This window comes from Microterricola viridarii (assembly GCF_900104895.1).
In the GTDB taxonomy this organism is placed as follows: Bacteria; Actinomycetota; Actinomycetes; order Actinomycetales; family Microbacteriaceae; genus Microterricola; species Microterricola viridarii.
In genome coordinates, this window is the sequence record NZ_LT629742.1 from 3,157,457 (window position 1) to 3,183,195 (window position 25,739).

20 protein-coding genes are annotated in these 25,739 nt (G+C 71.0%); 10 read left to right on the top strand and 10 right to left on the bottom strand.

Translation table 11 applies throughout. The features are described 5' to 3' along the window. Nucleotides 1–627 precede the first annotated feature (627 nt). From BLT62_RS14500 to BLT62_RS14515, 4 genes are all read right to left on the bottom strand, one after another. Nucleotides 628–1,482, bottom strand: coding sequence for an NAD(P)H-binding protein (locus BLT62_RS14500; protein WP_083364699.1), 855 nt, complete (start codon nucleotides 1,480–1,482; stop codon nucleotides 628–630). A 63-nt stretch (nucleotides 1,483–1,545) separates the two neighbouring features. Next, a complete protein-coding gene (locus BLT62_RS14505; RefSeq protein WP_083364700.1) occupies nucleotides 1,546–1,776 on the bottom strand; it encodes a hypothetical protein in 231 nt (76 codons plus the stop codon). Nucleotides 1,777–1,811: 35 nt separating this feature from the next. Then, nucleotides 1,812–3,239, bottom strand: coding sequence for a M18 family aminopeptidase (locus BLT62_RS14510; protein ID WP_083364701.1), 1,428 nt, complete (start codon nucleotides 3,237–3,239; stop codon nucleotides 1,812–1,814). 161 nt (nucleotides 3,240–3,400) lie between these two features. Next, on the bottom strand, nucleotides 3,401–3,925 hold the full coding sequence (locus BLT62_RS14515; protein ID WP_083364702.1) for a nucleoside deaminase: 525 nt from the start codon (nucleotides 3,923–3,925) through the stop codon (nucleotides 3,401–3,403). Between the two features lie 78 nt (nucleotides 3,926–4,003). Here BLT62_RS14515 and BLT62_RS14520 point away from each other — a divergent pair, with 78 nt between their 5' ends. From BLT62_RS14520 to BLT62_RS14540, 5 genes are all read left to right on the top strand, one after another. Further along, complete coding sequence (locus tag BLT62_RS14520; RefSeq protein WP_083364703.1) at nucleotides 4,004–6,235, top strand: S9 family peptidase; 2,232 nt, start codon at nucleotides 4,004–4,006, stop codon at nucleotides 6,233–6,235. A 231-nt stretch (nucleotides 6,236–6,466) separates the two neighbouring features. Beyond that, entirely contained in the window at nucleotides 6,467–10,132 is a 3,666-nt protein-coding gene (locus BLT62_RS14525; protein ID WP_231919229.1) for a DEAD/DEAH box helicase, read from the top strand. A gap of 147 nt (nucleotides 10,133–10,279) precedes the next feature. Further along, nucleotides 10,280–11,899 (top strand): APC family permease, encoded by a 1,620-nt coding sequence (locus BLT62_RS14530; RefSeq protein WP_083364704.1) that lies wholly within the window; start codon nucleotides 10,280–10,282, stop codon nucleotides 11,897–11,899. A gap of 68 nt (nucleotides 11,900–11,967) precedes the next feature. Next, nucleotides 11,968–12,399, top strand: coding sequence for a DUF1761 domain-containing protein (locus BLT62_RS14535; RefSeq protein WP_083364705.1), 432 nt, complete (start codon nucleotides 11,968–11,970; stop codon nucleotides 12,397–12,399). A gap of 3 nt (nucleotides 12,400–12,402) precedes the next feature. Beyond that, on the top strand, nucleotides 12,403–13,329 hold the full coding sequence (locus tag BLT62_RS14540) for a fructose-bisphosphatase class II family protein (protein ID WP_083364706.1): 927 nt from the start codon (nucleotides 12,403–12,405) through the stop codon (nucleotides 13,327–13,329). A 429-nt stretch (nucleotides 13,330–13,758) separates the two neighbouring features. On the opposite strand, the gene BLT62_RS14545 is transcribed toward BLT62_RS14540, so the two are convergent. Continuing rightward, nucleotides 13,759–14,529 carry a DarT ssDNA thymidine ADP-ribosyltransferase family protein gene (locus BLT62_RS14545; protein ID WP_083364707.1) on the bottom strand — a complete coding sequence of 257 codons (771 nt, stop codon included), beginning with the start codon at nucleotides 14,527–14,529 and terminating at the stop codon, nucleotides 13,759–13,761. Nucleotides 14,530–14,918: 389 nt separating this feature from the next. On the opposite strand from BLT62_RS14545, the gene BLT62_RS14550 reads away from it, so the two are divergent. Then, the gene (locus BLT62_RS14550) at nucleotides 14,919–15,203 is read left to right on the top strand and encodes a GNAT family N-acetyltransferase (RefSeq protein ID WP_083364708.1); all 285 of its coding nucleotides are present in this window, start codon (nucleotides 14,919–14,921) and stop codon (nucleotides 15,201–15,203) included. Here the strand turns inward: BLT62_RS14550 and BLT62_RS14555 are convergent. From BLT62_RS14555 to BLT62_RS14570, 4 genes are all read right to left on the bottom strand, one after another. Then, nucleotides 15,200–16,126, bottom strand: a complete 927-nt coding sequence (locus BLT62_RS14555) for an LLM class F420-dependent oxidoreductase (protein WP_083364709.1) — start codon at nucleotides 16,124–16,126, stop codon at nucleotides 15,200–15,202. The two genes, BLT62_RS14550 and BLT62_RS14555, sit on opposite strands and share 4 nt — an antisense overlap. A gap of 64 nt (nucleotides 16,127–16,190) precedes the next feature. Beyond that, on the bottom strand, nucleotides 16,191–16,760 hold the full coding sequence (locus BLT62_RS14560) for a hypothetical protein (protein ID WP_083364710.1): 570 nt from the start codon (nucleotides 16,758–16,760) through the stop codon (nucleotides 16,191–16,193). A gap of 119 nt (nucleotides 16,761–16,879) precedes the next feature. Further along, nucleotides 16,880–18,109, bottom strand: a complete 1,230-nt coding sequence (locus BLT62_RS14565; RefSeq protein ID WP_083364711.1) for a lipase family protein — start codon at nucleotides 18,107–18,109, stop codon at nucleotides 16,880–16,882. 129 nt (nucleotides 18,110–18,238) lie between these two features. Next, nucleotides 18,239–18,658 carry a hypothetical protein gene (locus tag BLT62_RS14570; RefSeq protein WP_083364712.1) on the bottom strand — a complete coding sequence of 140 codons (420 nt, stop codon included), beginning with the start codon at nucleotides 18,656–18,658 and terminating at the stop codon, nucleotides 18,239–18,241. A gap of 164 nt (nucleotides 18,659–18,822) precedes the next feature. Here BLT62_RS14570 and BLT62_RS14575 point away from each other — a divergent pair, with 164 nt between their 5' ends. The 4 genes from BLT62_RS14575 (at nucleotide 18,823) to BLT62_RS14590 (ending at nucleotide 22,582) form a co-directional block, all read left to right on the top strand. Continuing rightward, nucleotides 18,823–20,328, top strand: a complete 1,506-nt coding sequence (locus BLT62_RS14575) for a SulP family inorganic anion transporter (protein ID WP_083364713.1) — start codon at nucleotides 18,823–18,825, stop codon at nucleotides 20,326–20,328. 223 nt (nucleotides 20,329–20,551) lie between these two features. Next, on the top strand, nucleotides 20,552–21,253 hold the full coding sequence (locus tag BLT62_RS14580; RefSeq protein ID WP_083364714.1) for a TetR/AcrR family transcriptional regulator: 702 nt from the start codon (nucleotides 20,552–20,554) through the stop codon (nucleotides 21,251–21,253). A 24-nt stretch (nucleotides 21,254–21,277) separates the two neighbouring features. Continuing rightward, nucleotides 21,278–22,138, top strand: a complete 861-nt coding sequence (locus tag BLT62_RS14585; protein WP_083364715.1) for a 3-hydroxyacyl-CoA dehydrogenase — start codon at nucleotides 21,278–21,280, stop codon at nucleotides 22,136–22,138. A gap of 171 nt (nucleotides 22,139–22,309) precedes the next feature. After that, nucleotides 22,310–22,582, top strand: coding sequence for a DUF4242 domain-containing protein (locus tag BLT62_RS14590; RefSeq protein ID WP_083364716.1), 273 nt, complete (start codon nucleotides 22,310–22,312; stop codon nucleotides 22,580–22,582). Between the two features lie 54 nt (nucleotides 22,583–22,636). Here the strand turns inward: BLT62_RS14590 and BLT62_RS18350 are convergent, their stop codons facing one another. Next, the gene (locus BLT62_RS18350; protein ID WP_172829722.1) at nucleotides 22,637–25,588 is read right to left on the bottom strand and encodes an ATP-binding protein; all 2,952 of its coding nucleotides are present in this window, start codon (nucleotides 25,586–25,588) and stop codon (nucleotides 22,637–22,639) included. Between the last annotated feature and the right edge of the window lie 151 nt (nucleotides 25,589–25,739).

The window sequence follows — 25,739 nt, forward strand, 5'->3', positions numbered from 1 at the left end:
GAAGCTCAGCCGACGTGGAGACGGAAGCCCAGCCGACGTGGGGGTCGGAGCCCAGCCGACTTGGGGGTTGGAGCCCAGCCGACTTGGGGGTTGGAGCCCAGCCGACTTGGGGAGAGGAGCCCGGCCGACGCGTGGAGAGAAGGCGGGGCGCTGCACGCCGGCTGGAGGGAGCGCCAGCGACCGAAGCCCCGACATCGCGTGAGACTGGCTGTGTATCGAAAGGCACAACCAGCGGAGCCCACCCGGGGTGGTCGGTCGGAAACCGGGCTTCGGTCGCTCGTTCCTCGCTCCCTCAGCCGACGTGGGGAGAGGGAAGCCGACGTGAGGAGAGGTGCCCAGCCCACGTGAGGAGAGGGGGCCGGTCGACGTGGGGAGAAGGAAGCCGACGCTGGGAGAGGGGGCCGGTCGACGTGGGGAGCAGCCGACGTGGGGAGAAGTCGACGCGGGGAGAAGTCGACGTGGGGAGAAGTCGACGCGGGGAGAAGTCGACGCGGGGAGAAGTCGACGCGGGGAGAAGGAAGCCGACGTGGGGACAGGCTCAACCGGCGGGGCAGGTTCGCTTGGTCCCGGCGGCGGGGCTCACGGGGCCGACGGGAGTGCCGGGACTGACCGCTGAGAGAAAACCGGCTAGGCCGACGCGGGCGGGAACAGGTCTGCGAGGCCGCGCGCCGGGTGCCCGGTGAGCCGGCGCACGTCGTTGCTCACCGCGGCCAGAGAACCGTCGGCGATGGCCGTGTATGTACTCACCCAGGCGTCCAGCTGCCACTGCTCCACCCCGTAGTGGGCGCGGGAGGCATAGGCCTCCTCGACCGTCTCGTTGTGGAACGTCAGCCCTGTCGCGGCCGCGATCTCGTCGAGGGTGAGCGCCTCCGGCCCGGTGAGCGAGTACGTCGCGTCCAGGTGGGACGGCAGGTCGCGGATGACGGCGACGGCGGCATCCGCGACATCGGCCCGCGCCACCGCGGCGACCCGCCCCTGCCCGGCCGGGCCGCGGATCACGCCGTTCTCGTCGGCGAAGTGCGGCAGCAGGTCGAGGTAGAGGTTGTCGCGGAGGAAGGTGAAGCGCATGCCGCTGGCCCGAATGACCTCCTCCGTGTAGGCGTGGTCCTGTGCGAGGGTGAAGGTCGCCCCCGGATCGGCCCCGACGAACGAGGTGTAGACGATGTGCGGCACGCCGGCGTTCGTGGCGGCCCGCACGAAGTGGCGGTGCTGGTCGCGCCGGTCCGCAGACTCGGTGGCCGACACCATGAAGACGACGTCGAGCTCGCCGAGGTCGACGGCCGTGACCGAGTCGTAGGAGGCCTGGACCACCTCGATCGCCGAGAGCACGTCGCCGTTGGCGACCCCGTCGAGGCTCGGCAGCCTGGCCGGGTCACGCGTGATGAGCCGGAGTGTCTGGTCTGGCACCGGCCCCGCAACCAGGGCTTTGGTGACGAGACCGCCGATGTAGCCGGTGGATCCTGTGATGCCGATGCGCGTCATGGGGGCACTCTAACGCCGAACCCTGTCAGTGCGAACAGCTCCGCCCGAATCCGGCAGCACGCGTCAGGACGGCGTGCTCAGCTGCCCGGCTTCGGTCTGGGCCCCGGGCAGCTCGTCGACGTAGGGGCCGCGCGGCATGACCACGATCAGCAGCGTGGCTATCGGGCCGAGCAGCAGTGAGAGCAGCCACCAGTTGAAGCGGCCGCGCCCCTTCGACTCCGCCAGCCCCGCATTGATGAGCGAGAGGGTGAACCAGATTCCGCCGCCGCCGAGGCCTTCGATGCTCAGATCCATGGCGCCAGTATGGCGTGTTGGGTGAGGATCCGGCGCTATGCCCCGCGGAGGAACGCGGTGATGGCGCGGCTGAGCGCCACGGCGTCGTCCACGTGCACGAGCTCGCGAGCCGAGTGCATCGACAGCAGCGGCACGCCGACGTCGACGGTGCGGATGCCGAGGCGGGTGGCCGTGAGCGGTCCGATCGTCGAGCCGCACGGCACGGTGTTGTTCGAGACGAACTCCTGGAACGAGACGCCGGCCGCCGAGCAGGAGCGCACCCAGAGGGCGGCGCCGGCGGCATCCGTCGCGTAACGCTGGTTGGCGTTGATCTTCAACAGCGGTCCGCCGCCGGCGTGCGGGCGCACGTTCGGGTCGTGCCGCTCACCGTAGTTCGGGTGCACGGCGTGGCCGGCATCGGCGGAGACGCACCAGGAGCCGGCGAACGCCTGCAGCTGCTGCGAGGCGGTCGCGCCGAGGCCGTCGCCGATGCGGCTGAGCACGTCTGCCAGGAACGGTCCGGAGGCACCGGAACGGGTCTCGGAGCCGAGCTCCTCGTGGTCGAAGGCGGCGAGCACGCTGATGTGCTGAACGGTTGCGGGCGTGCGGGCGGGCGCTGCGGCATCCGACCCGCTCGGCGCCGTCGCGAGGGAGGCGACGTCGATCAGGGCGACGAGGGCCGCGTAGACGGAGCTGAGGTTGTCCATGCGGCCGGAGGCGAACAGCGCCTCGTTCAGACCGAAGCGGGCGGGCGCCGCGGTGTCGGCGGTGAGGATGTCGTAGCCGGCGACGTCTTCGGGGTTCAGCCCGGCGATGCCAGCGAGGTGGCCGAGGAGGTCGGCCTCGCTCGGGTCGCCGACGCCCCAGACGGGCTGGGTGTGCCGCTGCTTGTCGAGCGTGAGGCCGTCATTGACGCCGCGGTCGAGGTGGATCGCGAGCTGCGGGATGCGCAGGAACGGGCCGGTGCGCACCAGGTGGGCGTGGCCGTCGCGGGTGACGAGGCGGCCGGCGAGCTCGAGCTCGCGGTCGAGCCAGGAGTTCAGCAGCGGGCCGCCGTAGACCTCGACGCCGGCCTGCAGCCAGCCGTTCGACCCGGTGGTCGGCTTCGGCTTGAGCTTGAAACCGGGCGAGTCGGTGTGCGCGCCGAGGATACGGAACGGGGTGGTGGGGCCGGATGCCGCTGGCTGCACCCACGCGATGATCGCGCCGTCGCGCACGACGAAGAAGCGGCCGGGGGCGTCGCTGTCGGTGTTGTCGGAGCTGGCGTCGCTGTTGTCGTCGCTGGCGTTGTCGTGGCTCGCACCGGCATCCGCTACGGGCCTCGGCCACTCTGCAGTCTCGTCCAGGCCGGTGAATCCGGCCTCCGTCAGTCGCCGCGCGACCTCTGCGGCCGCGTGGTACGACGACGGCGAGGCCTGGATGAAGCGGGCGAAATCTTCGATGTAGGCGGTGGTGTAGACATCGGCACTGACTTCAAGATTCATGAGTCCATCCAAGCAGACCTGCGCGACGCGCAGCGTCGCGAAAGGCGGCAGCCCAACCCAAGGAATCCTCCGGACAGCTACCGATGCTCGCCGAGTTTCGACAAGCTCAACCAACGGGCACGGGGTTCGCCGAGCTCAACCAGAGGGAGCGACGCGGGCGGCTACACCCAGAACCCGTCGTGCACCGCGCGGGCCTCGGCGGCGAGCACCTCGGCCGGGCCGGAGACGACGGTCGGGCGTTGCCCGGCGGCGAACACCTCGCGACAGGGCAGCCGCATCGTGGGATTCTCCGGGTTGGCGCCGGTGATCGCGTACAGCTCCGCCTCGGCGAGCGCGTAGACGACCCGGCCGATGCCGGCCCAGTAGATGGCGCCGGCGCACATCGCGCACGGCTCGCAGCTCGTGTACAGCGTGCACGAGTCCAGCTCGGCCGGCGTGTAGTCGCGGGAGGCCAGGCGCACGAGGTTGGTCTCGGCGTGGCCGGTCGCGTCCCCGGTGGTGACGACCGTGTTCTCGGCCTCGAGCAGCACCGTGCCGGCGGCATCCGTCAACACGGCCCCGAAGGGATGGTTGCCGTGGCTGCGGGAGCGCGCGGCGACCCGGATGGAATCGAGCAGCCGGTCGAGGTCGCGCGGCCCGGGCTCGGCGGGGGCCGGCACGGCGCGGGCAGGGGAATCGCTCGTCATGCGCCCATTCTGCACGCGCACCCCCGCGTTCGCGAGCGAAACCACCCACCGGATGCGCTTCAGGCTTACCCTGAAGACATGCTCACGCCACCGCTTGCCGCCCAGGTTCCGACGGAACGCGTTCACCACGGCGACGTCTACGTCGACAACTACGAGTGGATGCGCGACAAAGACAGCCCCGCCGTTCAGGCGCACCTGCACGCGGAGAACGCGTACACGAAGGCCCGCACCTCCCACCTGAGCATCCTGCAGGAACAGCTCTTCGAGGAGATCAAGGCGCGCACACAGGAGACTGACCTCAGCGTGCCCGTGCGCCGCGGCGACTGGTGGTACTTCACCCGCACCATCGAGGGCCAGCAGTACGGCGTGCACTGCCGGGCCCCCATTGCGGATGCCGACGACTGGACTCCCCCGACGATCGCCGCGCCCGCCGCCGCGGAGGCCGGGGCCGCGGCGCCCGACAACGCCGCGAGCCCGGCGGTGACGGCGCGGGTGGCGACCACCCTGCCCGGCGAGCAGGTGCTGCTCGATGACAACGCCGAGGCCGAGGGGCACGAGTTCTTCGAGCTCGGCACCTTCGCCCTCAGCACCGACGGAAGCATGCTGCTGTACGGCGTCGACGTTGAGGGCGATGAGCGCTACACGCTGCGGGTGCGGATGCTCGACCGGCCCGCCAGCGCGGACGAGACGGAGGCCGGCGTCATCCGGTTCAGCGCCGCCGACGACCTCGCCGACGAGATCGTGGACACGGCGGCCGGCGCCCTGTTCGACCCGAGCGGCCGCTACATCTTCTACACGACCGTCGACGACGCCTGGCGCCCCGACACCGTCTGGCGCTACGACCTCGGCGCGGAGGCGGCCGCCGTCCAGGTGTTCCACGAGCCGGACGAGCGCTATTGGGTGGGCGTGGGCGCGACCCGCAGCCGCAAGTACCTCGTGATCGAGCTGGGCTCGAACATCACCAGCGAGACCCGGCTGCTGGACGCCGGCGACCCGACCGGCGAGTTCGCCGTGGTCTGGCCGCGCGAGGACGGCGTCGAGTACGACGTCGAGCACGTCGTGGTCGGCACGCAGGACCGCCTGCTCATCGTGCACAACCGCGACGCCATCAACTTCGAGCTGGTCAGCGTCGCGGCATCCGACCCCCTCGGCGAGCGCCGCGTCATCCTGGCGCACAACCCAGAGGTGCGTCTGGAGGGCGTCGAGGCGTTCCGCGACTTCGTGGCGATCGAATACCGCCGCGAGGGGCTGACCCGACTGGCCGTGGCGATGGTGCCCCGCAACGGCGGGCGCTACGAGGACACCCCGCACGAGCTGCACTTCGACGAGCAGCTTTTCGCCGTCGGCCTGGCCGGCAACCCCGAGTGGGGCCAGAAGACGATCCGCCTCGGCTACACGAGCTTCGTCACGCCGTCGACCGTCTACGACTACGTCGTGGAGGAGGACGAGCTGCGGATGCTGAAGCAGCAGCCCGTGCTGGGCCGGTTCGACCCGGCGCTCTACACGCAGCGGCGCGAGTGGGCGACGGCCCCTGACGGCACGCGGGTGCCGATCTCGCTGGTCTACCGCACCGACCTCGTGACGCCGGGCGAGCCCGCGCCGACGCTGCTCTACGGCTACGGCTCCTACGAGGCCAGCATGGACCCGAGCTTCGGCATCGCCCGGCTCAGCCTGCTCGACCGCGGCATCGTGTTCGCCATCGCGCACGTGCGCGGCGGCGGCGAGCTCGGCCGGCTCTGGTACGAGAACGGCAAGAAGCTGCACAAGCGCAACACGTTCACCGACTTCATCGCCTGCGCCAAGCACCTGATCGACCGCGACTTCACCGCCAGCGACCGGCTGGTGGCCGAGGGCGGCAGCGCCGGCGGGCTGCTCATGGGCGCCGTGGCGAACCTCGCCCCGCAGCTGTTCTCCGGCATCCTCGCCGAGGTGCCGTTCGTCGACCCGCTCACCTCGATCCTGGACCCCTCGCTGCCGCTCACGGTGATCGAGTGGGACGAGTGGGGCGACCCTCTGCACGACGAGGAGGTCTACTTCTACATGAAGGGCTACTCGCCACTGGAGAACGTGCACGACACGCACTACCCCCGCATCCTCGCCGTCACGAGCATCAACGACACCCGCGTGCTCTACGTGGAGCCGGCCAAGTGGGTGGCGAAGCTGCGCGAGGTCGGCGCGGACGCGCTGCTCAAGACCGAGATGGCGGCCGGGCACGGCGGCGTCTCCGGCCGGTACAGTGCCTGGCGGGAGCGGGCGTTCAACTACGCCTGGGTGATCGACGCGCTGGGGGCGCACCCGAGCGGCGAGTAGCCGGGCCGGCGGCTCCCCCGTTGGCTCGAGGGAGCGCCAGCGACCGAGGCCAACCCGCGGCTCCCCTCCGACGGGTTGGGAGGCGTTCGGCGGATGCGGCGGCCGTTTCCGACCCGGAACCGCCTCCCGATCCCCCGGTTGCCTCCCAATCGTGCGCCGGCGGATGCCGGGGCGGCGCGCGCGGCCGCCCGCACCGCGCTTGCTGTCAGCGGGGCGTGACACACTGGGTGCATGCTCGCACCCACGTATCCGCTCGTGGATGTCGGCGACATCATCCGCCTCGTCGGCCGCGGCCTGTACGAGCGTGGGCGGGGGCGCGCCCGCGACGGGTCCGTCAGCGGCGTCGTCTGGCACGAGATGACCGAGACCCTCACCGGCGTGGTGACGGATGCCGGCGCTGACCCGTTCGAGATCACGGTGCGCATCGAGCCCACCACCCGCGGCTTCGGCACGCCCTTCGCCAGCGGTTGCGGCTGCCCGCTCGGCGGGGACTGCGCGCACGTCGCCGCCGTCATCCTGAACGCCAACGGCGAGGCCGCCCGCCGCAAGACCACCGAGCCGGCCGAGCGCCCCGAGCCTGTCGCCGACGACGGCCGGTCGAACGCGAGCACCAGCGCCGACGGCTGGTGGCCGTCCGATGTCGAGCCGACGGACGACTCCGCCGTGGCATCCGACGACGAGCTCCCCCCGTGGGCGAGCGAGCCGGACAACCGCGAGGCCGCGGGCGCCCGCTCGCCCGGGATCGCCAACCGGGTGTCCCCGAACTCCCCGCGGCCGCCCGCGCTCCCCGCCTGGAAGCAGGCGCTCGGCCCGATCGCGCAGCCGCCCGGCGACGCGCGCCTCCGCAGTGACGAGGAGGGCGCCCCGACCGGCTCCCGCACCGGAACCGCCCGGGTCGCCGCCGGCCCCACCCGGATGGGCCTGCAGTTCGAGCTGCGCGAGCCGACCCGGCGCTCCTCCACCCCGTGGGGCGCGCAGAGCTGGCGCGGCGGCGCCCGCCCGCCCCGGCCGAGCTTCGGCGGCCCGTCCTCCCGTGGCGGCGCACGCCAGAGCGCCCAGCTCATGGTGCGCCCGGTGCTGCACAACGAGCGCGGCAACTGGGTGCGCAGCGGCATCAGCTGGGGCACGCTCAGCTACCAGTCGAACCGGCTCAACCTCGACACCGCCCAGCACCGCTGGTTCTGCGAGTTCGGCGCCCTCTACCGTGCCTCCCGTTTCACCTACACCGGCGAGGACGCCGACTGGATCATCCTCGACGAGTTCGCCAGCCCGCTGCTCTGGCGCCTGCTGGAGCGCGCCACCGAGCTCGACATCCCGCTGCTCGGCGCCAGCAAGACCCTGAGCGTTCGGCTCGCCGGGCAGGCCGGCCTGAGCTTGGACGCCACCAAGCCGGATGCCGGCCTGCTGCTCTCCCCCGTGCTGACCGTCGACGGCGCGGCCCACCCCACCGGTCGGGCCGCCGCCATCGGCGAGCACGGCGTGTACCTGCGCGAGGTCGCCGAGATCGTCGAACCGGTGCGCTACGGCCGGCGCACCGCCGCCCAGAAGGTGGCCGACGCCCTCGCCGCCAACGAGAACGCCGCCGGGTCTGCCGCCGACAAGGCCAGCACCCAGCACACCACGATCACGCTGGCCCCGTTGGACGCCCCCCTCACCGCGGAACTGCGCGCCCTCCTCGGCCAGCCGGAGCCGCTCGCCGTCGCGCCGGACGAGGTCGCCGAGTTCCTCGAGGGCTACTACCCGCAGCTGCGGCGGCGCATCGCCGTCACCAGCAGCGACGACTCCGTCGAGCTGCCCGCCCTGCAGCGCCCGACGCTCGTGCTCACCGCCATGTTCCGGCCGAAGCACGTGCTCGTGCTGGCGTGGAACTGGGAGTACCTGGACGGCCGCGAGCCCGGAGACGACGCCGAGGCCGAGGCCGAGATCGCCGAGCGCCTCTACGACGAGACCCATCAGGAGATCGAGGAGCAGCACCGCCAGCTGCAGGGCATCGACGCGGCCGAGTTCTGCGCCGGCGTGCTGCCGCGCATCGAGCGCATCGACGGCGTCCGCGTCGACGTGCAGGGCACACGCCCCGACTACCGCGAGCTGACCGAGGACCCGGAGCTGACCATCAGCACCGTCGAGTCTGACCAGACCGACTGGTTCGACCTCGGCGTCGTCGTCACTGTCGGCGGGCGCAAAGTTCCGTTCGGCCCGCTGTTCCAGGCGATGGCGAAAGACCGCAAGAAGCTGCTGCTCATCGACAACAGCTACCTCTCGCTCGAACACCCGGCCCTCGACCGGCTGCGGGTGCTCATCGCCGAGGCCAAGGCACTCTCCGAATGGGAGACCGGGCTGCGCATCAGCCGCTACCAGACCAGCCTCTGGGCCGATTTCGAAGACCTCGCCGACCACACCGAGCAGGCGCAGTCGTGGCGGGAGTCCGTCGCCGGGCTGAACGCGATCGACTCCCTCGAACAGACCCCGGTGCCGGATGCCGTCGCCGCCACGCTCCGGCCTTACCAGCTGGACGGGTACAACTGGCTCGCCTTCCTCTGGCGGCACAAGCTGGGCGGTGTGCTCGCCGACGACATGGGGCTCGGCAAGACGCTGCAGACGCTGGCCCTGTTCGCCCACGCCGTCGAGCAGAAGCCGGCCGGGCAGCGCCAGCCGTTCCTCGTCGTCGCCCCGACATCCGTCGTCTCGAACTGGGCGGCCGAGGCCGCCCGCTTCACGCCGGGCCTCACCGTGCGCACGGTGAAGACGACGCAGGCGAAGGGCACGCAGACGCTGGCCGAGCTGGCCGCCGGCGCCGATGTGCTGATCACCTCGTACGCGCTGTTCCGCCTCGACGAGGCCGCGTACGGCGCCCTGGAGTGGGCCGGGCTGGTGCTGGACGAGGCGCAATTCGTCAAGAACCACAAGGCGCGCGCCCATCAGGTGGCCAAGGAGTTCGCTGCGCCGTTCAAGCTCGCCATCACTGGAACGCCGATGGAGAACAACCTGCTCGAGCTGTGGTCGATGTTCTCGATCACGGCGCCCGGCCTGTTCCCCAGCGCCCGCAAGTTCACTGAGACGTACGTCCGGCGTCTGGAGAAGGGCGTCGACAAGGCGGAGAACCGCGAACTGCTGGCGACGCTGCGCCGCCGCATCCGCCCGCTGATGATGCGCCGCACCAAGGAGCTCGTCGCGCCGGAGCTGCCCGCCAAGCACGAGCAGACGCTCGCCATCGACCTGGAGCCGCGCCACGCCAAGCTGTACGAGACGATGCTGCAGCGCGAGCGGGCGAAGTTGTTCGGCCTGATCGACGACATGAACAAGAACCGGTTCATCGTGTTCCGCTCGCTCACCCTGCTGCGCATGCTCAGCCTGGACGCCTCGCTCGTCGACCCCAAGTACGCCCACATCCCCTCTAGCAAGCTGGACGCCCTGCTCGAACAGCTCGAGGACGTCGTCGCCGAGGGGCACCGGGCCCTCGTGTTCAGCCAGTTCACCGGATTCCTGCAGAAGGCCGCCGCCCGGCTGGAGGAGCGCGGCATCGCGTACGCCTACCTGGACGGCTCGACGACGAAGCGCGACGAGGCGATCGACGGCTTCAAGCGGGGCGACGCCCCCGTCTTCCTGGTCAGCCTCAAGGCCGGCGGCTTCGGGCTCAACCTCACCGAGGCCGACTACGTGTTTCTGCTCGACCCCTGGTGGAACCCGGCCAGCGAGGCCCAGGCCGTCGACCGCGCGCACCGCATCGGTCAGACGAAGAACGTGATGGTCTACCGGATGGTCGCCACCGGCACCATCGAGGAGAAGGTGATGGCGCTCAAGGAGGCGAAGGCGCGCGTGTTCAGCGCGGTGCTCGACGACGACGCCGCGTTCAGCGCGGCGCTGACAGCCGACGACATCCGGGGCCTGCTGGCCTAGCGGTCGCCCGCCGCTCTCTGTCAAAACTCTCAGGCCGCGCCCGCCTGAACGGGCTTACACTTTCCCCGATCAGATCGCTCTTCGCTGAACGACCGCACTGACCCCGCTGTGCCGCCTCTCGCGACGGCTGCCCGTTGGGAGAGTCTGATGAGTTCACCCGTTCCATCCAGCGGCCCGGATGCCGCGGCATCCGGTTCCTCGCAATCCTCAGCCTCGGCGAGTGCCGTCGACAGCAAGGGCTTGAAGGGCGGCGCGCTCGGCCTCGTCTCCAGCGTCGTCATCGGCGTCGCCTCCACCGCCCCGGCGTACAGCCTGGCGGCGAGCGTCGGCTTCATCGTGGCGAGCGGCGGATCGCTGCTCGCCGGCACCAAGGCGCCCGGCATCGTGCTGCTCGCCTTCGTGCCGATGTACCTGATCGCCGTCGCCTACGCCGAGCTGAACAAGGCGGAGCCCGACTGCGGCACCACCTTCACCTGGGGCACCCGGGCGTTCGGCTCGGTGACCGGCTGGATGGGCGGCTGGGGCATCATCGTCGCCGACGTGATCGTCATGGCCAACCTCGCCGCGATCGCCGGCTCCTACTCCTTCATCTTCCTCGGCGAGCTGGGTGTGTCCGGCGCGGCCGACCTCGCCGACAACGTGCTCTGGTCGACGCTGGCCGGGCTGGCCTGGATCATCGTGATGACCTGGATCTGTTACCGCGGCATCGAGCTCTCCGCCCGCATCCAGGTGGTGCTGCTGAGCATCGAGGTGGTCGTGCTGATCCTCTTCGCCGCGTTCGCGCTCGTGCGGGTGTACACGGGCACCGCGGAGTCGTACTCGCTGGTGCCCTCCCTCGACTGGTTCAATCCCTTCACGCTCGACTTCAGCAGCATCATCGCCCCGGCCATGCTCACCGCGATCTTCATCTACTGGGGGTGGGACACCGCCGTCTCGGTGAACGAGGAGACCAGCGAGCCCGACAAGACGCCGGGCCGTGCCGCCGTGATCAGCACCCTGTTGCTGCTGGTCACCTACGCGCTCGTCACGACCGCCGCCGTCGCCTTCGCCGGGGTCGGCACCACGGGCATCGGGCTCGGCAACGAGGCCAACGCCGACGACGTGTTCACCGCGATCGGGCCCGCCCTGTTCGGAGACTCGCCGATCGGCACCTTCTGCATGCTGTTGCTGGCGGCCTCGATCCTCACCTCGGCGTCGGCATCCACCCAGACCACGATCCTGCCGACGGCCCGCACCGCCCTGTCGATGGCCGTGTTCAAGGCGATCCCCGAACGCTTCGCCCGCATCCACCCGCGCTTCCTCACCCCGACCTGGTCGACGATCGGCATGGGCATCGCCTCCTGCGTGTTCTACGTCGTGTTCACCCTGATCAGCCCCAACCTGTTGAATGCCCTGATCGGGTCAATCGGCCTGATGATCGCCTTCTACTACGGCCTCACCGGCTTCGCGTGCGTCTGGTTCTACCGGCGCACCCTCACCTCCTCGGCGCGCAACATGATCATGCGGGGCATCTTCCCGCTGGTCGGCGGCCTGGTCCTGCTCGCCGTGTTCATCTACGGCACGGTGCAGTTCGCGGCCCCCGACTGGCTGACGGATGCCGACGGCAACAACGTCACGATCCTCGGCATCGGCGCCGAGGCCGTCGTCGGCATTGGCGGCCTACTGATCGGGTTGGTGTTGATGGGCATCTGGTGGGCCAGGCATCCGGACTTCTTCCGTGGGAAGACGCTGCCGCGGCGGGCCGCGGAGCGCGAAGCGGCCTCCTAACCCCCGCGCCGCAGTAGCCCCGGAGTAGACTTCCAGCACACACTCAGCTTCAACGCTCGGAGGCACGCATGGTTCCCGATATCAACTACTGGGCCGTGCTTCTCGCGACCGCCTCGAGCATGGTGGTTGGCTCCATTTGGTACACCCCGAAGGTGTTCGGCAACTACTGGATGCGGATGGCGAAGGTCACGCCGTCCGGCAACGCCAAGGACGCGCTCTGGCCGATCATCGTCACGCTAATCGTCAGCTTCGTGACCGCCTGGGTGCTCGCCGGCGCCGTCTTCATCGCCTGGGACTTCTACGGCGGCAGCTTCCTGCTGAACGCCGTGTTCACGGGTGTCATCCTCTGGGCCGGCTTCACCGCGGCCCGCTTCATCACGCACGACGCCTTCGACGGCCGCCCCTCCGGGCTCACCGTGCTCAACATCGCCCACGAGCTGGTGACCATCGTGATCATGGCGCTCATCATCGGCGTCTGGCCGCCGGCCGGCTCCGTCTAGGCGGTGGTTGGCCCGCACTCCCCCGGATCCACGACGGTCATCGGGGCAGACAACTTCTCCCCCGAGCTGGTGGCCGCGGTCGTCCGGGCGACGGATGCCGCAGCGGCGGCATCCGCGGCGCTCGTCGGCGACGGCGACAAGAACGGCATCGACGCGGCCGCCGTCGCGGCGATGCGCGCAGGGCTGCTCGCGGCCCCGTTCGCCGGCACGGTCGTGATCGGCGAGGGCGAGAAGGACGACGCCCCGATGCTGGCCAATGGCGAGCGGCTGGGGCTCGGTTTCGGCGCCGCCGCTTCTGCTCCTGTTTCGGCTGCTGGTTCTGACATCGCCGACTACCCCGCCTGCGACATCGCCGTCGACCCGCTGGACGGCACCCGGCTGGCCGCCGAGAACCTGCCCGGCGCGGTCTGCGTCATCGCGCTCGCCCCGGCCGGCACCCTGTTCGACCCGCGCGACGTGTTCTACATGGACAAGCTCATCGCCGGGCCCGCCGGCGTCGGCGTGCTCTCGCTCGCGCTGCCCGCCGCCGAGAACGTGCGCAGGCTTGCGGATGCCACCGGCCGCGGCGTCGGCGAGCTGACCGCGGCCGTGCTCGACAAACCGCGGCACGCCGCGCTCATCGCGGAGCTGCAGGCCGCCGGTGTGCAGCTGCGCCTGGTCGGCGAGGGCGACATCGGCACGGCGATCGAGGCGGCGACCCCCGGCTCGGGGCTCGACCTCGCCCTCGGCGTCGGCGGCACGCCGGAGGGTGTCATCGCTGCCTGCGCGGTGCGCGCGCTCGGCGGCTTCATGGAGGGCCGTCTGGCCCCGCAGGGCGACGAGCAGCTGGCGCTGGCTCTCGCCGTCGGGCACGACCTCGACCGGGTGCTCCGCCTCGACGACCTCGTCGCGAGCGAGCGTGTGCTCTTCGTCTCGGCTCCGGTCACCTGAGCCGCCGCCGTCGGTTGAGCCAGTCGGAGCGCGCGGCGGTTGACTTCGGTCGCTGGCGCTCCCTCGAGCCAACGCGGGGGTGCCCGATGGTCGAGTAGGCCCGCCAGGGCCGTGTCGAGACCCGGGCTCCGGCGGGGAACCGGGCCCCGTGCGAGGTCTCGATACGCTCGTTCCTCGCTACTCGACCAGCGGGAATCCGGAGGCTCCCAATGCGGGCCGCGTTGGCTTCGGTCGCTGGCGCTCCCTCGAGCCAACGGGGGCGGGCGTGCGCTCTAGCCAGCGGGAGACGGGATGCCCGTTGGCTCGAGGGAGCTTGCGGCTCTCTCCCGTTGGCTCGAGGGAGCTTGCGACCGAAGCCAACGTCCCCCGACAACGCAGAAGACCCGCCCTCGTGCGAGGGCGGGTCTTCTCTGTAGCGAACGGCCGAAGTTACTCGGCGATGTCCTCGGTGGCCTGGAACCACGGCGGGTACACGGCGACCTTGGTCTTGTGGCCGGCGTCGGCGAGGATGCCGCGCACCGTCGCCCGCACCTTGTCGTTGGCGACACCGATGAGCGAGATCTGCTCGAACGGGAACGTGTCGGCGACGAGCACCTCGGCGCCCAGGATGGCGTCGGACTCGTCGTCGGCGCGCAGGCGCTTCAGCATGCGCTCGGCCTCCGACTTGTCGGTGGCGAAGCTCGTGAGCAGGCCGACGGCATCGCCGTCGGACACCGCGAATCCGCCGAGGCTGCCGTCGACGGCATCCGTCACATCGGCGTCAGCGGCAGCAGCCGCCTGCGCCGTGGCCGCCTCGAAGGCGTGCTTGACGGTGCTGACCAGCAGCACGAACTCGGATGCCGCGTAGCCGAGCGCCTCGAGCGTGAGGCGCGGGTCGTCGTGGCCGGCACGAATGCTGTTCCAGACGTGCGCGTTCGGGGAGAGGTAGAACGGCACGTAGTCGGCGACGACGCGGGGGCCGATGTCCTCGCTGAGCACGCGCTCGTCGACGGTCTTGTTGCGGCGCGCCTCGCGCACACCGGCGGAGGACACGTTCACCGGCGGCTTGGCGTAGTCGGCGAAGAGCTGGCCGGCCTTGAGGATGCTGCTCAGGTTGTCAACGTGGGTGACGTGGTAGATGCGCAGTTCGGCGACCTTGGTCGGGGCAGCCTCGACCTTGAGCGTCACGGGCGCGGCGCCCCGAGTCGTGGGCTTGGCCATCGGGGCCTCCCGCAGCGAAGCTGGCTTCACCCGGGCCACGCGCTTGACCGGGGCCGTGAGCGGCTCCGTGACAGGCGGGGGAAAGCACTGCGCGCAGAGGCCGTCATCGAAACCATGGATACATTCGTCGCTCAAGGCAACCCTTCCGTCTGTGTTGCACTCGCCCACCCCGAGCAGTTCAGCAGGCAAAAAACCCGCCGCCCACTCGCACGGCGTTAAGTGCCAACCCTCTAGAGTACGCCGGATCCGACCTGCGCACGTACCACTCAAATTGGCACCCGCCCGGCCGCACCGCGCCCGGCACCCCTCCCGCCGCCCGACAAAGCGCCCGCGGTCACGACTCGCGGCCGAGCGGCCCCCTCCCCCGAAAGGCCAACTAGTCTGGGGTCATGGCTCACACTTTTGAGAATGAGACGGATGCCAGCCGCTACGCCATGCGTGACGGCGCGACGCTGATCGGCGTGCTGGACTACGCGGCGAACGATTCCGAGATCGCACTGACCCGCGCTTTCACCCCGCCGCCGTTCCGCGGCAAGGGCTATGCGGCCGATCTCATGGAGTTCGCCGTGAATGACATCGAGGCCACCAGCACACTGCGCGTCGTGCCCAGTTGCTGGTACGCCGCCCAGTGGTTCGAGCGCAACCCCGACCGGGCGGGCCTGCTCAGCCGCTAGGCGAAAGCGGGGGCAACCTCTGCGGCGATCAGCTCCAGGTGCTCGAGGTCCTGCATGTCCATGATCTGCAGGTAGACGGTCTCGACGCCGATGTCGGCGAGCGCGCCGAGCTTGTCGACGGCTTCCTGCACGGTGCCGCCGAGCGACTCGGCACGGAACCCGGCCGGGTCTTCCCCGATCGCCTCCGCACGGCGGCGGTACTCGGACTCGCTCGCGCCGATCGCGGTGGTGATCGCCGTCGAGTAGATCATCGAGCCGGCGTCGCGCCCGGCCTCCTCGACCGCCGCGCGCACCCGGGCGAAGGCGGCATCCGTCTCGGCGATCGGACTGAACGGCACGTTGTACTCGTCGGCGAAGCGGGCCGCCAGGCGCGGTGTGCGCTCTGCCCCGGTGCCGCCGACGATGATCGGGATGTGCTGCTGGGCCGGCTTCGGCAGGGCCGGGGAGTCGCGCAGGGTGTAGTGCGAGCCGGTGAAATCGAACCGCTCGCCGAGCGGGGTGTCCCACAGGCCGGTGATGACCTCGAGCTGTTCCTCGAGCAGGCCGAAGCGCTGCCTCGGGAAAGGCACGCCGTAGGCGGCGTGCTCCGCGGCGAACCAGCCGGTGCCGAGCGCGAACTCGACTCGGCCGCCGGACATCTGGTCGACCTGCGCCACCTGCACGGCGAGCAGGCCCGGGTGGCGGAACGTCGCCGAGCTGACCAGGGTGCCGAGTCGGATGCCGCTCGTCTCGCGGGCCAGTGCGGCCAGCGTCAGCCAGGCATCGGTCGGGCCGGGCAGCCCGCCGTTCGGGGCGTCCATGGCGAGGAAGTGGTCGCTGCGGAAGAAGGCGTTGAAGCCGAGCCGCTCTGTCGCCTGCGCGATGGCGAGCTGGTCGTCGTAGCTGGCGCCCTGCTGGGGCTCGGTGAAGATCCGGAACTTCATGGCCCCACTCTGCCAGCAGATCCGCGCCTCCCCTCCGAACCGCGCCGGGCGACGCGGCGCCGGTTCAGCCGGAGGTGCGCCGCTCGCTCAGGGAGATGGCGAGGCTGCCCGCCAGCCGCGAGATCGCCAGCAGCCGCGGCTCGATCAGCTGCTCCCTGGCCGCAGCCTCCAGCTCCGCCCAGAGTTCGATCGGTATCCAGAACGGCACGCCGGCCCCGCTGCCGGAGGCCCGCGCCAACGCCGCCTCACCGCTGGCGCGCAGCTCGCTGAACGGGCGCGGGATCGGCGCCCCTGCTGCCGCGGCCTCGGCGACCGCCTCGCGGGCGCGGTTGCGGATGCCTGCCAGCGCCGCTGTCTGCTCGTCGGCGAACCAGCAGAGCTCGGGCAACTCGTCGACGCTGCCACGGAACGCGCGGTCCGGGCCCGACCACACCACGCAGTAGTTGTACTGCTCGCTGGGGTCGGCGGCCCCGAGCGAGTCCACCTGGAGGCGGGCGATCAGCGAGCTGAGCGCCGCGGCGGTGCGCTTGTCGCGGGCGGCGGTGGTCAGGCGCTGGGTGCGCACCGCGGCGCCAGCGGCCGAACGGCTCTCGAGGGGGTTTGGTCGCAGTGCGTCGGATTCGTGTGCGCTCATTCCCTCATCCTGCGCCGCTGTGAAGCGGGCCGCCCATCTCCCTCCCCCGCTGTGGAGAACGTCGGAGCAGACGGCGCTTGTGCGCAACAGGGCGCCGCACGCCACCTCCTCGGCGGCGGCTAGCGCAAGGCGGTCGGTGCGGCGTTCTGGGCGAGCCATTCCATCAGCCTGGGCATTGCCCGCAGGGCAACCAGCGCGTGGCCGGTGTCCGGAATGACGATGGACTCGACGTCGGCCCCCAGGGCCCTCTGCGCCGTGACGAACTCGGCGGTCAGCGCGGGCCTCACCAGGGTGTCGCTCGCCCCCTGGGCGACGAAGAGCGGAACGGGCATGGCCGCGGCGCCCGGGGTGTTCTCGGCGAGGAGGGAGGCCCACGGCTCCATCGTGGTGGGGTCGTGCGCGACGAACCCACCGATCAGGGGGCGGGCGATGACGTGCAGGGCAGAGTTCTGGCCGAGCAGGCACAGCGCGGCCATCTTCGGGAGAGCGGCGACGCCCGCCGGCGTCAGGATCGCGTCGAGTCGGAGGGCTGGCTGGCTGGCCGCATAGGCGGACGAGTATGCGTCGAAGGCATATGCTCCGATCGTCACCCCTGACACGTCGCCGATATCCGCGTTCAGCAGCCCTCCGAGCTCGGTCGCCGGGGCAGCGACGGCCACAGCCTGCAGGCGCAGCTCCGGCGCATAGCTCGCGGCGAGTTGGGCGGCGAACAGCGCGGCGTGGCCGCCTTGCGAATGCCCCCAGAGCGCGAGCCTGTCGCTTGCGCCGGCCGCGGCGAGCTGCCTGGCAGCCCGGGCGGAGTCCAGCACGTTGTGCCCTTCCGTCGTTCCGATGAGGAAGGATGCCGGCCCGGCCGAGCCCATGCCGGAATAGTCGGTGGCCGCGACGACATACCCTGCGTGCACGAGGTCGCGCAGGCCCTCGATCACGTCGAAGGGGTCGATTCCGCTTGAGGGGGCGCAGCGCGCGGCTGTGCCCGTCGTCGGATGCCCCCAGGCCACGACCGTTCGCCCGGCCGGCGGTGAGGCGGTGTCGGGGGCCGCGATGATCCCGGAGACGAGGATGTCGGCGCCGGCTCGGTCGGTCGAGTGGTACAGCACGCGCCAGCCGCGCATCCCGTCCGGCGCGCTCGCCAGTTCCTCGCTGCGCACGAGGGTTCCCGGTGCCGCAGAACCCACGGTGGCGGGGTGGTCGTAGAACGCCTGTTCGCCGCGCTGCTCGGCCGCGCCGGCCTCCAGCCGCCGCACCAGCGTTGCGGCGTCGCTGACGAAGGCGAGCAGCAGGCCCGCGACGACGGTGAGCAGCAGCACGCGCAGCAGCAGACGGGGCTCTCGCGCTGCGGGGGTCATGCTCGACTACCCTCCATCCGCTGGCCGGTGGGCGATGTGATCGAAGCCGGGAATCGGATTCACCATAGCCGGTGCGCTTGTGGCGGGCCAGCCCTCTGCGTTGGAGCGAGTGGCCTCTGCCGCAGCCGCTCAGAGGAGGTCATCGGGGGCCACCCAGCGCACGCCGCGGTCGTGGCTGATCAGCTGGGCGCGCACCGCGATGCCCGCGGCAGCACAGCTGGCGCCGAGCGCCCTGGCCCAGCTGAGGTCCAGATGGGTGAGGCGCCGGCCGCCCGGACGCTCCCAGACGAAGACGACCTGGGCTGCGCCGCTGAGCACGACCGTGTCGCCGATGCGCTCGGCGAGGGCCTCGGCGGCGCCGCCATTCGGGGTGGTCGGGTAGTCCGCCATCGGGATGATGATCGGCAGCTGCCGCCCGGCATCATCCAGCAGGAGCATCCACCACTGTCTTCGGCAGGCGACCCCGATCAACAACTCCACCCGCTCCTGCACGGCGGCGTCGCTATCGAGGGGGATCTGTTGCAGCTCGTCGGCTTCGTGCGCGCTCATTCCCCCATGCTGCGCGCCCGAGGCGACGCCTGCCCGGGCGATCTCGAGACGGTGGAGAATTGCGGCATCCGCTCGGCCTGTGCACAACAGCCCTCAAGAACCGCAGCCCGCACCCCGAGGAGAGCTCGCCGGAGAGTCGGAGCCGAGCGCCTACGCTGGAACGCGTGCCGAATCCCCCCACCACTCCCGCAACAGGCATCCCCGCCGCCGCTCCGCAGACCGTGCGGGAGGTGCTCCGCAACCCGCGTGCTCTCAGCGTGGAGGTGCTGGCCGGGGTCGTCACCACGCTGGCGCTGATTCCCGAGATCATCTCCTTCTCGGTGATCGCCGGCGTCGACCCGCAGGTGAGCCTGCTGGCATCCGTCGTGCTGGTGATCTCGATGTCGTTCCTCGGCGGCCGGCCGGCGATGGTCACCGCCGCGGCCGGCGCCGTCGCCCTCGTGGTCGGCCCGCTCGTCAAGGAACACGGCGTCGAGTACCTGCTGCCCACCGTGATCCTGGCCGGAATCGTGCAGATCCTGTTCGGCGTCTCGGGCCTCGCCCGCATCATGCGCTTCATCCCGCGCTCGGTGATGCTCGGCTTCGTCAACGCCCTCGGCATCCTCATCTTCGTCGCCCAGGTGCCGCACCTGCTCGACGTTCCCTGGCTGGTCTACCCGCTGTTCGCCCTGACCGTGCTGATCGTGCTCGGGCTGCCCCGCATCACGACGGCCGTCCCCGCCCCGCTGGTGGCGATCGTCACCGTGACCGCGATCACGATCATCGCCCACCTGTCGGTGCCGACGGTCGGCGACGAGGGCGCCATCGGCGGCCCCCTGCCCGGCCTCACCGAGCTCGCCGTGCCGCTAAACCTGGACACACTCGCCCTGATCTGGCCGACCGCGCTCAGCGTCGCCTTCGTCGGGCTGATGGAGACCCTGCTCACCGCGAAGCTCGTCGACGACATGACCGACACCTGCTCGAACAAGAGCCGCGAATCCTGGGCGCTCGGCGTCTCGAACATCCTGGCCGGGTTCTGGGGCGGCATCGCCGGCTGCGCCATGATCGGGCAGACCGTGGTGAATGTGAAGCTGGGCCGGGCCCGCACCCGCCTCTCCACCCTCGTCGCCGGCGTCACCCTGCTGGTGCTCGTCACCGCGTTGAGCGGCCTGATGGCGCAGATCCCGATGGTGGCGCTGGCCGCCGTGATGATGATCGTCGCCGTCAAGACGGTCAACTGGCACAGCGTCGCCCCGGCCACACTGCGCCGGATGCCGCTGCCGGAGACCCTCGTCATGCTGACCACCGTGCTCATCGTCGTCGTGACCCAGAACCTCGCCATCGGGGTGGCGGCCGGCGCGGTGCTGGCAATGGTGTTGTTCGCCCGGCGGGTGGCGCACGTCGTGACGGTGCGGCGCTCGCTCGACGCCGACGGCAGCCACGCGCACTACACGGTGAGCGGCCCGCTGTTCTTCGGCAGCTCCAACGACCTGGTCGAGCAGTTCAGCTACGGCGCCGACCCGGCCGAGGTCACGGTCGACTTCACCGAGGCGCAGATCTGGGATGCCTCGACGGTCGCCGTGCTCGACGCGGTGCAGCAGAAGTACGCCGAGCATTCGGCATCCGTCAGCTTCACCGGCCTGGACGAGCGCAGCACCGCCCTGCACGGCCGGTTGAGCGGGTACCTCTAACCGACCCTGCCGCCGTCTGCGCGCCGCGAGCGCAATCGACTCTCCAGAAAACGTTCCAAAACTCCGATTTTGGGACGTTTTCTGGCGAGTGGATGCCGGAATGCGCGGCTCCCGGGCGAGCCGCCCCGGCATCCGCAAAACGGAGTACACTCATAAATGAGTTCACTCAGTTATTAGCGGATGCGGGCGAGAGGCCCGCGCAGTCGAGCGAGGTGGTGCAGCGATGCCAACGGACGATCAGCCGAACCCCGCCGGGCGCCGCGAGCGCAACAAGAGCGACAAGCAGCAGCGCATCTTCGACGCGGCCGACGCCCTCTTCGCCGAGCGCGGCTACGCCGCCGTCACCACCCAGCAGATCGCCGAGCGGGCGGATGTCGCAGCCGGCACCGTGTTCCGCTATGCCTCGAGCAAGGCCGAGCTGCTCCTCATGGTGCACAACCAGCGCTACCGCCGCGCCCTCGAATACGCCGAGCTGCACCTGCCGCCGGCCGGGCAGGTCGCCGAGCGGCTCGCCGCGCTGCTCACCCCGATCGTGCACTTCGGCCGCCTGAACGACGAGAACACGGCGGCCTACGGCCAGGCGATGTTGTTCGGCAGTTCGCACGAGCCGTACCGCACCGAGGCGCTGCAACTGATGGACCGGCTGCAGCAGCGCGTGGCCGAGGTGCTCACCACCGCCTGGGCGCTGCAGCACGCGGGCTCCCCCGGGCAGCCCGCGCTGCCGGCGCCGGATGCCGCGCCCGCCGCCCGCGCCATCTACGCCGTACTGCTGTTCGCGTCCATCCAGGCGACGCACACCGATGTGTCGGTCGAGCACGAGCTCGCCGGCATCCTGAGCCAGGTAGACGTGATCTCACGTGGCTACCTTCACCCCGCGCCGGCACACAATGCCACCAGCGCATCCGAGCTGCACGACTCCGTCTAGCTCAGCAAAGTAAGGAAGATACACATGTCTGACATTCGCACCGTCACCGTGCTGGGAACCGGCGTTCTCGGCTCGCAGATCGCCTACCAGGCCGCCTACAGCGGCTTCGCGGTGACCGCCTACGACATCAACGATGCGGCCATCGAGGCCGCCGCGAAGCGGTTCGCCGGGCTCGCCGAGACCTACAAGGCCGAGGTGGCCGGCGCCGCGGACGAGAAGGCCGACGCCGCCCTCCGCAACCTGACGCTGACCTCGACCCTGGCCGACGCCGTCGCCGACGCCGACATCGTCATCGAGGCCGTGCCGGAGAACCTCGAGATCAAGCGCGACACCTACGCCAAGCTGGCCGAGCTGGCCCCGGCCAAGACCATCTTCGCCACCAACTCCTCGACCCTGCTGCCGAGCGACATGGTCGGCTTCACCGGCCGCCCGGAGCGCTTCCTCGCCATGCACTTCGCCAACCGCATCTGGGTGCACAACATCGCCGAGGTCATGGGCACGCCCGCCACCGACCCGGCCGTCGTGCAGACCGTGCTCGAGTTCGGCGCCGAGATCGGCATGGTGCCGGTCGAGATCAAGAAGGAGAAGGCCGGCTACCTGCTCAACTCGCTGCTCGTGCCGTTCCTCAGCGCGGCCGGCGAGCTGCTGGTCGACGGCATCGCGGAGCCCGTCGACATCGACAACACCTGGCGCATCAGCACCGGTGCCCCGATGGGCCCGTTCCAGATCTACGACATGGTCGGCCTCACCACGGCCTACAACGTCAGCGCCAACGGCGGCCCGAAGCAGCGCGAGTTCGCCGCGCTGATCAAGGAGCGCTACATCGACCAGGGCAAGCTCGGCATGTCCACCGGCGAGGGCTTCTACACGTACCCGGCCAAATAACGGCACTCCCGCTGGTCGAGCCTGTCGAAACCCGGAGTGATTTCGACAGGCTCAATCGGCGGGGTGGGCGGCCCGCTCAGCTGGGTGGCCGGTCCCGTCAGCGGGCGGTCGCAGCGCTCGAAATCGCGCGCCCCTCGGAGTAGCCTCGAAACAACTGTTCGAGGAGGCTCCATGCCGTACTTCATTATCGAACGCAGCTACGCCGAAGACGTTCCCGTTCCACTCGACGCCGCGCCAGACATCGTGCTCATCAACGACGACGCCGAGGTGCGCTGGCTCTACTCGTTCCTCTCCGTCGACCGGCGCAAGAGCTACTGCCTCTACGAGGCGCCCTCCGTCGAGGCCATCCTCGATGCGGCGCGGCTGGCCGGGCTGCCGGCCGATGTCATCACCGAGGTCGACGGCCGCATGATGCCGAGCGGCCAGCTGGCCGCCGTCGGCTGAGCACACCGGGCTGAGCACACCCGCCTCAACCCACCGGGCTGAGCCGCGATGCCGCTAGGCCAGCCGGTTCTCCCTGGCGTACTTGGCCGCCTGGGTGCGGTTGTTGGCCCCGATCTTGACCAGGATGCTGCGCACGTGGTTCGCCGCGGTGTGCTCGCTGATGACGAGCGCGCCGGCGATCTGCCGGTTGCTGCGCCCGTCGGCGAGCAGGGCGATCACCTCCAGCTCCCGGGCGGTGAGCCCGTCGGGGCGGTGGCCCGCGGATGCAGCCTGCTCCGCCGGCCCGCTCGGCTGCAGCATCCGCAGCACACGGGCCAGACCCGCCGGTCTCGCGATGGCCTCGGCCCGCTCGGCGAGCGCGGCCGCACGCGCTGAGTGCGGCTCGTATTGCCGCAGGAAGCGGGCCGTCGCGGCCAGCGTGTAGGCGGCGTGCAGCGGGGCGCCGGTGCGCTCGTCGAGAGCGAGGGCCGCCTCAAAGTGCGCGCCGGGGTCGCCGACGGCGCAGAGGGCGTCCAGCTGCCCCAGGTAGCGGTCGGCGCTGCCGAAGATGGCGACGTAGTAGCCCGACATGACGTTGAGGCCCTCGTACTCGGCGAGCAGCGGGCGCAGCTCGGCCGCTGCCCGCCGATCTCCCAGCCACAGTGCCGCCTCCACCATGAAGAGCAACTGGGCGGGCCACTGGCCGGATGCGCGCGCGCCGGCTGCCCTCCGCGCCGGCGCCGCCTCCCGCTCGAGCAGCCAGCGCAGCAGCAGCCGGGCCGGCTCCCGCATCTCCAGCTCGCAGTACAGCGCCAACAGGCCCGGCGCCCACCGCGAGCTCGGCGATTCCTCGCCGGTGACGAGGTGTCGCACGGAGTCGAGCCGCCCGCGCTCGCGGCGCACCATGTAGCTCTGCAGGGCGTTGACCCCGAGGCTCAGATCGGAGCGGAAGCCCGACTCGACGCTGGCAAGCTGCGCGCACAGCGCTGCGGCATCCGTGAGCCGGCCCGCGATGTACATCCGGCCGAAGCGGGCGCAGACCGCCCAGTACTGCCAGTAGCCGCCCCAGTGCCTGGCACAGTCGGCGACGCGCTCCTCGGCGGCGAGCATGCCCTGCCCGTCGCCGAGCACGTAGCCGCTGACGCTCAAGAAGTTGGCGCCGGCTCCGAGCGCATCACTGTGCGGGCGTTGGCCGAGGCCCACCAGCTCGCGGGCCCGCTCCCGGCGGGCGGCGAGGCCCTGCGGGCGCAGCGACTGCGTGATGCTGGCGCGCAGCACCTGCGGGAGCACGGTCGGGTCGGTGCACCGCCGGGCCAGCGCGATGGCCCGCTCGACCAGCGCCTCGGCCGCGTCGATGTCGCCGGTGAAGGCGATCGCGCGCGAGAGTGCGCCGAGCGCCTCGATGCGCAGCGGGTCGCCGTCGTCGGGAGGGATGCCGGCGAGCGCGGCCGTGAGCATGTCGACGGCGCGGTGCCCGGGTAGCCCGGGCTTCCAGCTGGCCTCTTCGAACTCGATCGCCGCGAGCACGCGGGTGCGCGGCGCGGCCAGCTCGATGACCTGCTCGCAGAGCTCGCGGGCCTGCGCGAAGTCTGTGGCGGCGATCCAGCGTCTGGCGGCCTGCACGCGCAGGCTGTCGCGCTCGGCGGCATCCGAGGTGCATTCGGCCGCGCGCTCGAACAAGCGTCCGGCATCCTCATGGGCCAGCCGCTGATCGGCCAGCTCGCTGGCCCGGATCAGGTAGCTCACGGCGCGGTCGCCGAAGCCCAGGCTGCGCGCCGCCGAGTAGTGGTGGGCCAGGCGCTGAACCCGGTGCGGCGCGGCCGGGAACTGCCGTTCCAGGGTCTGGGCGATGCGCGCATGCAGGGCAGGCAACGCGGTGGGACCGGCCGCCTCCAGCACGAGCTGCCGGGCGATCGCGTGCACGAAGCGGTAGCGCCCGTCCCGGCCCCGTGGGGCCTCCAGCAGGCCGAGGCTCACGGCCAGCTCGACGGCGGCGAACACGAGCGGCCGGGGCACGGCGGGTGGGGCGGCGCTGACCGCCAGCAGCTCGCCGAGGTCCGGTTCCAGCCCGAGCACGGCGGCCAGTGCCAGCACGGTGCGCTGCTGCTCGTCGAAGCGGGCCAGCCTCGACTGGAACAGTTCGCCAATGCTCTGCGGCACCGCGATCGGCTGCCCGGCGGCTCCCGTCTCCGCCTCGACGACGGCCCGCCAGCTCTCGCGCAGCAGGAAGGGGTTGCCGCCGGTGAGCGCGTACAGCGTGCCGGCCGAGTGGCCGAGGCCGGTCGACGGCAGCGCCAGCTGCGCGGCGAGGTAGTCGGCGATCTCGCCCGGGTTCAGCGGCGCGAGCTCGCGCGTGCGCACGGCGTCGCTGCTCTGCAGCTCGGCCAGCATCTCGCCGAGGGCCTCGGAGCGTTCCAACGGACCGGCCCGCAGCGTGCCGAGGATCAGCACCCGGGCACCGTCGGCGCGCTCCACGGTGCGGCGCACGAGGTGGGCGAGCAGCCGGATCGCGGTCGGCTCGGCCCAGTGCAGGTCGTCGATCGTGATCACGAGGGGGCGGGCGTCGGATACCGCGCCGAGCAGTTCGACGACGCCGTCGTAGAGGCGCATCTGACCGACATCCGGGGCCGCGTCCTGCTCATCGCGTTCCCGCGCCGGGGAGCGGGCGAACACCTCGCGCAGCAGCCGGACGGTGTCGGCTGCGGCATCCGACGCCTCGTCGTCCAGCCCGGCGAGCAGCTGGCGCACCACCTGGTCGAGCGGCTCGAACGCGGCGCCGAGCTCCTGGATGCAGGCGCCGGAGAGCACCGCCGCGCCGCGCGCGTGCAGCCGTGTGCACGCCTCGGCGACAAGCCGTGATTTACCGGAGCCGGCGTCCCCGCTGAGGAACAGCGCGCCGGCCGAGCCCCGGAGCGCGTCCTCCCAAGCCTCGTCGATCCAGGCGAGTTCCTCGCGCCGGGCGACGAAGAGCGGCTGAGCGGAGCTCGTCCATCTCGGCGGCAGCGGTGGAGAGCGCCACGTGCGCATCCCTTCACGATACGCCCGAGCCGGCGCGGCGGCATGGGTGATTTTGACTATGCGGCGCCCCGTCGGGCGCGGACAAGAGGGGCAATCACTGTCATGTGCGGCGGCTGCGCGATTCCTAGCGTTGGAACTGCTCGACCTCACCAGAAGGCCG

Coding starts and splice junctions, on each gene's coding strand:
- BLT62_RS14500 (WP_083364699.1), bottom strand. CDS start 1,482: ATGACGCGCATCGGCATCACAGGATCCACCGGCTACATCGGCGGTCTC.
- BLT62_RS14505 (WP_083364700.1), bottom strand. CDS start 1,776: ATGGATCTGAGCATCGAAGGCCTCGGCGGCGGCGGAATCTGGTTCACC.
- BLT62_RS14510 (WP_083364701.1), bottom strand. CDS start 3,239: ATGAATCTTGAAGTCAGTGCCGATGTCTACACCACCGCCTACATCGAA.
- BLT62_RS14515 (WP_083364702.1), bottom strand. CDS start 3,925: ATGACGAGCGATTCCCCTGCCCGCGCCGTGCCGGCCCCCGCCGAGCCC.
- BLT62_RS14520 (WP_083364703.1), top strand. CDS start 4,004: ATGCTCACGCCACCGCTTGCCGCCCAGGTTCCGACGGAACGCGTTCAC.
- BLT62_RS14525 (WP_231919229.1), top strand. CDS start 6,467: ATGCTCGCACCCACGTATCCGCTCGTGGATGTCGGCGACATCATCCGC.
- BLT62_RS14530 (WP_083364704.1), top strand. CDS start 10,280: ATGAGTTCACCCGTTCCATCCAGCGGCCCGGATGCCGCGGCATCCGGT.
- BLT62_RS14535 (WP_083364705.1), top strand. CDS start 11,968: ATGGTTCCCGATATCAACTACTGGGCCGTGCTTCTCGCGACCGCCTCG.
- BLT62_RS14545 (WP_083364707.1), bottom strand. CDS start 14,529: ATGGCCAAGCCCACGACTCGGGGCGCCGCGCCCGTGACGCTCAAGGTC.
- BLT62_RS14550 (WP_083364708.1), top strand. CDS start 14,919: ATGGCTCACACTTTTGAGAATGAGACGGATGCCAGCCGCTACGCCATG.
- BLT62_RS14555 (WP_083364709.1), bottom strand. CDS start 16,126: ATGAAGTTCCGGATCTTCACCGAGCCCCAGCAGGGCGCCAGCTACGAC.
- BLT62_RS14560 (WP_083364710.1), bottom strand. CDS start 16,760: ATGAGCGCACACGAATCCGACGCACTGCGACCAAACCCCCTCGAGAGC.
- BLT62_RS14565 (WP_083364711.1), bottom strand. CDS start 18,109: ATGACCCCCGCAGCGCGAGAGCCCCGTCTGCTGCTGCGCGTGCTGCTG.
- BLT62_RS14570 (WP_083364712.1), bottom strand. CDS start 18,658: ATGAGCGCGCACGAAGCCGACGAGCTGCAACAGATCCCCCTCGATAGC.
- BLT62_RS14580 (WP_083364714.1), top strand. CDS start 20,552: ATGCCAACGGACGATCAGCCGAACCCCGCCGGGCGCCGCGAGCGCAAC.
- BLT62_RS14585 (WP_083364715.1), top strand. CDS start 21,278: ATGTCTGACATTCGCACCGTCACCGTGCTGGGAACCGGCGTTCTCGGC.
- BLT62_RS14590 (WP_083364716.1), top strand. CDS start 22,310: ATGCCGTACTTCATTATCGAACGCAGCTACGCCGAAGACGTTCCCGTT.
- BLT62_RS18350 (WP_172829722.1), bottom strand. CDS start 25,588: ATGCGCACGTGGCGCTCTCCACCGCTGCCGCCGAGATGGACGAGCTCC.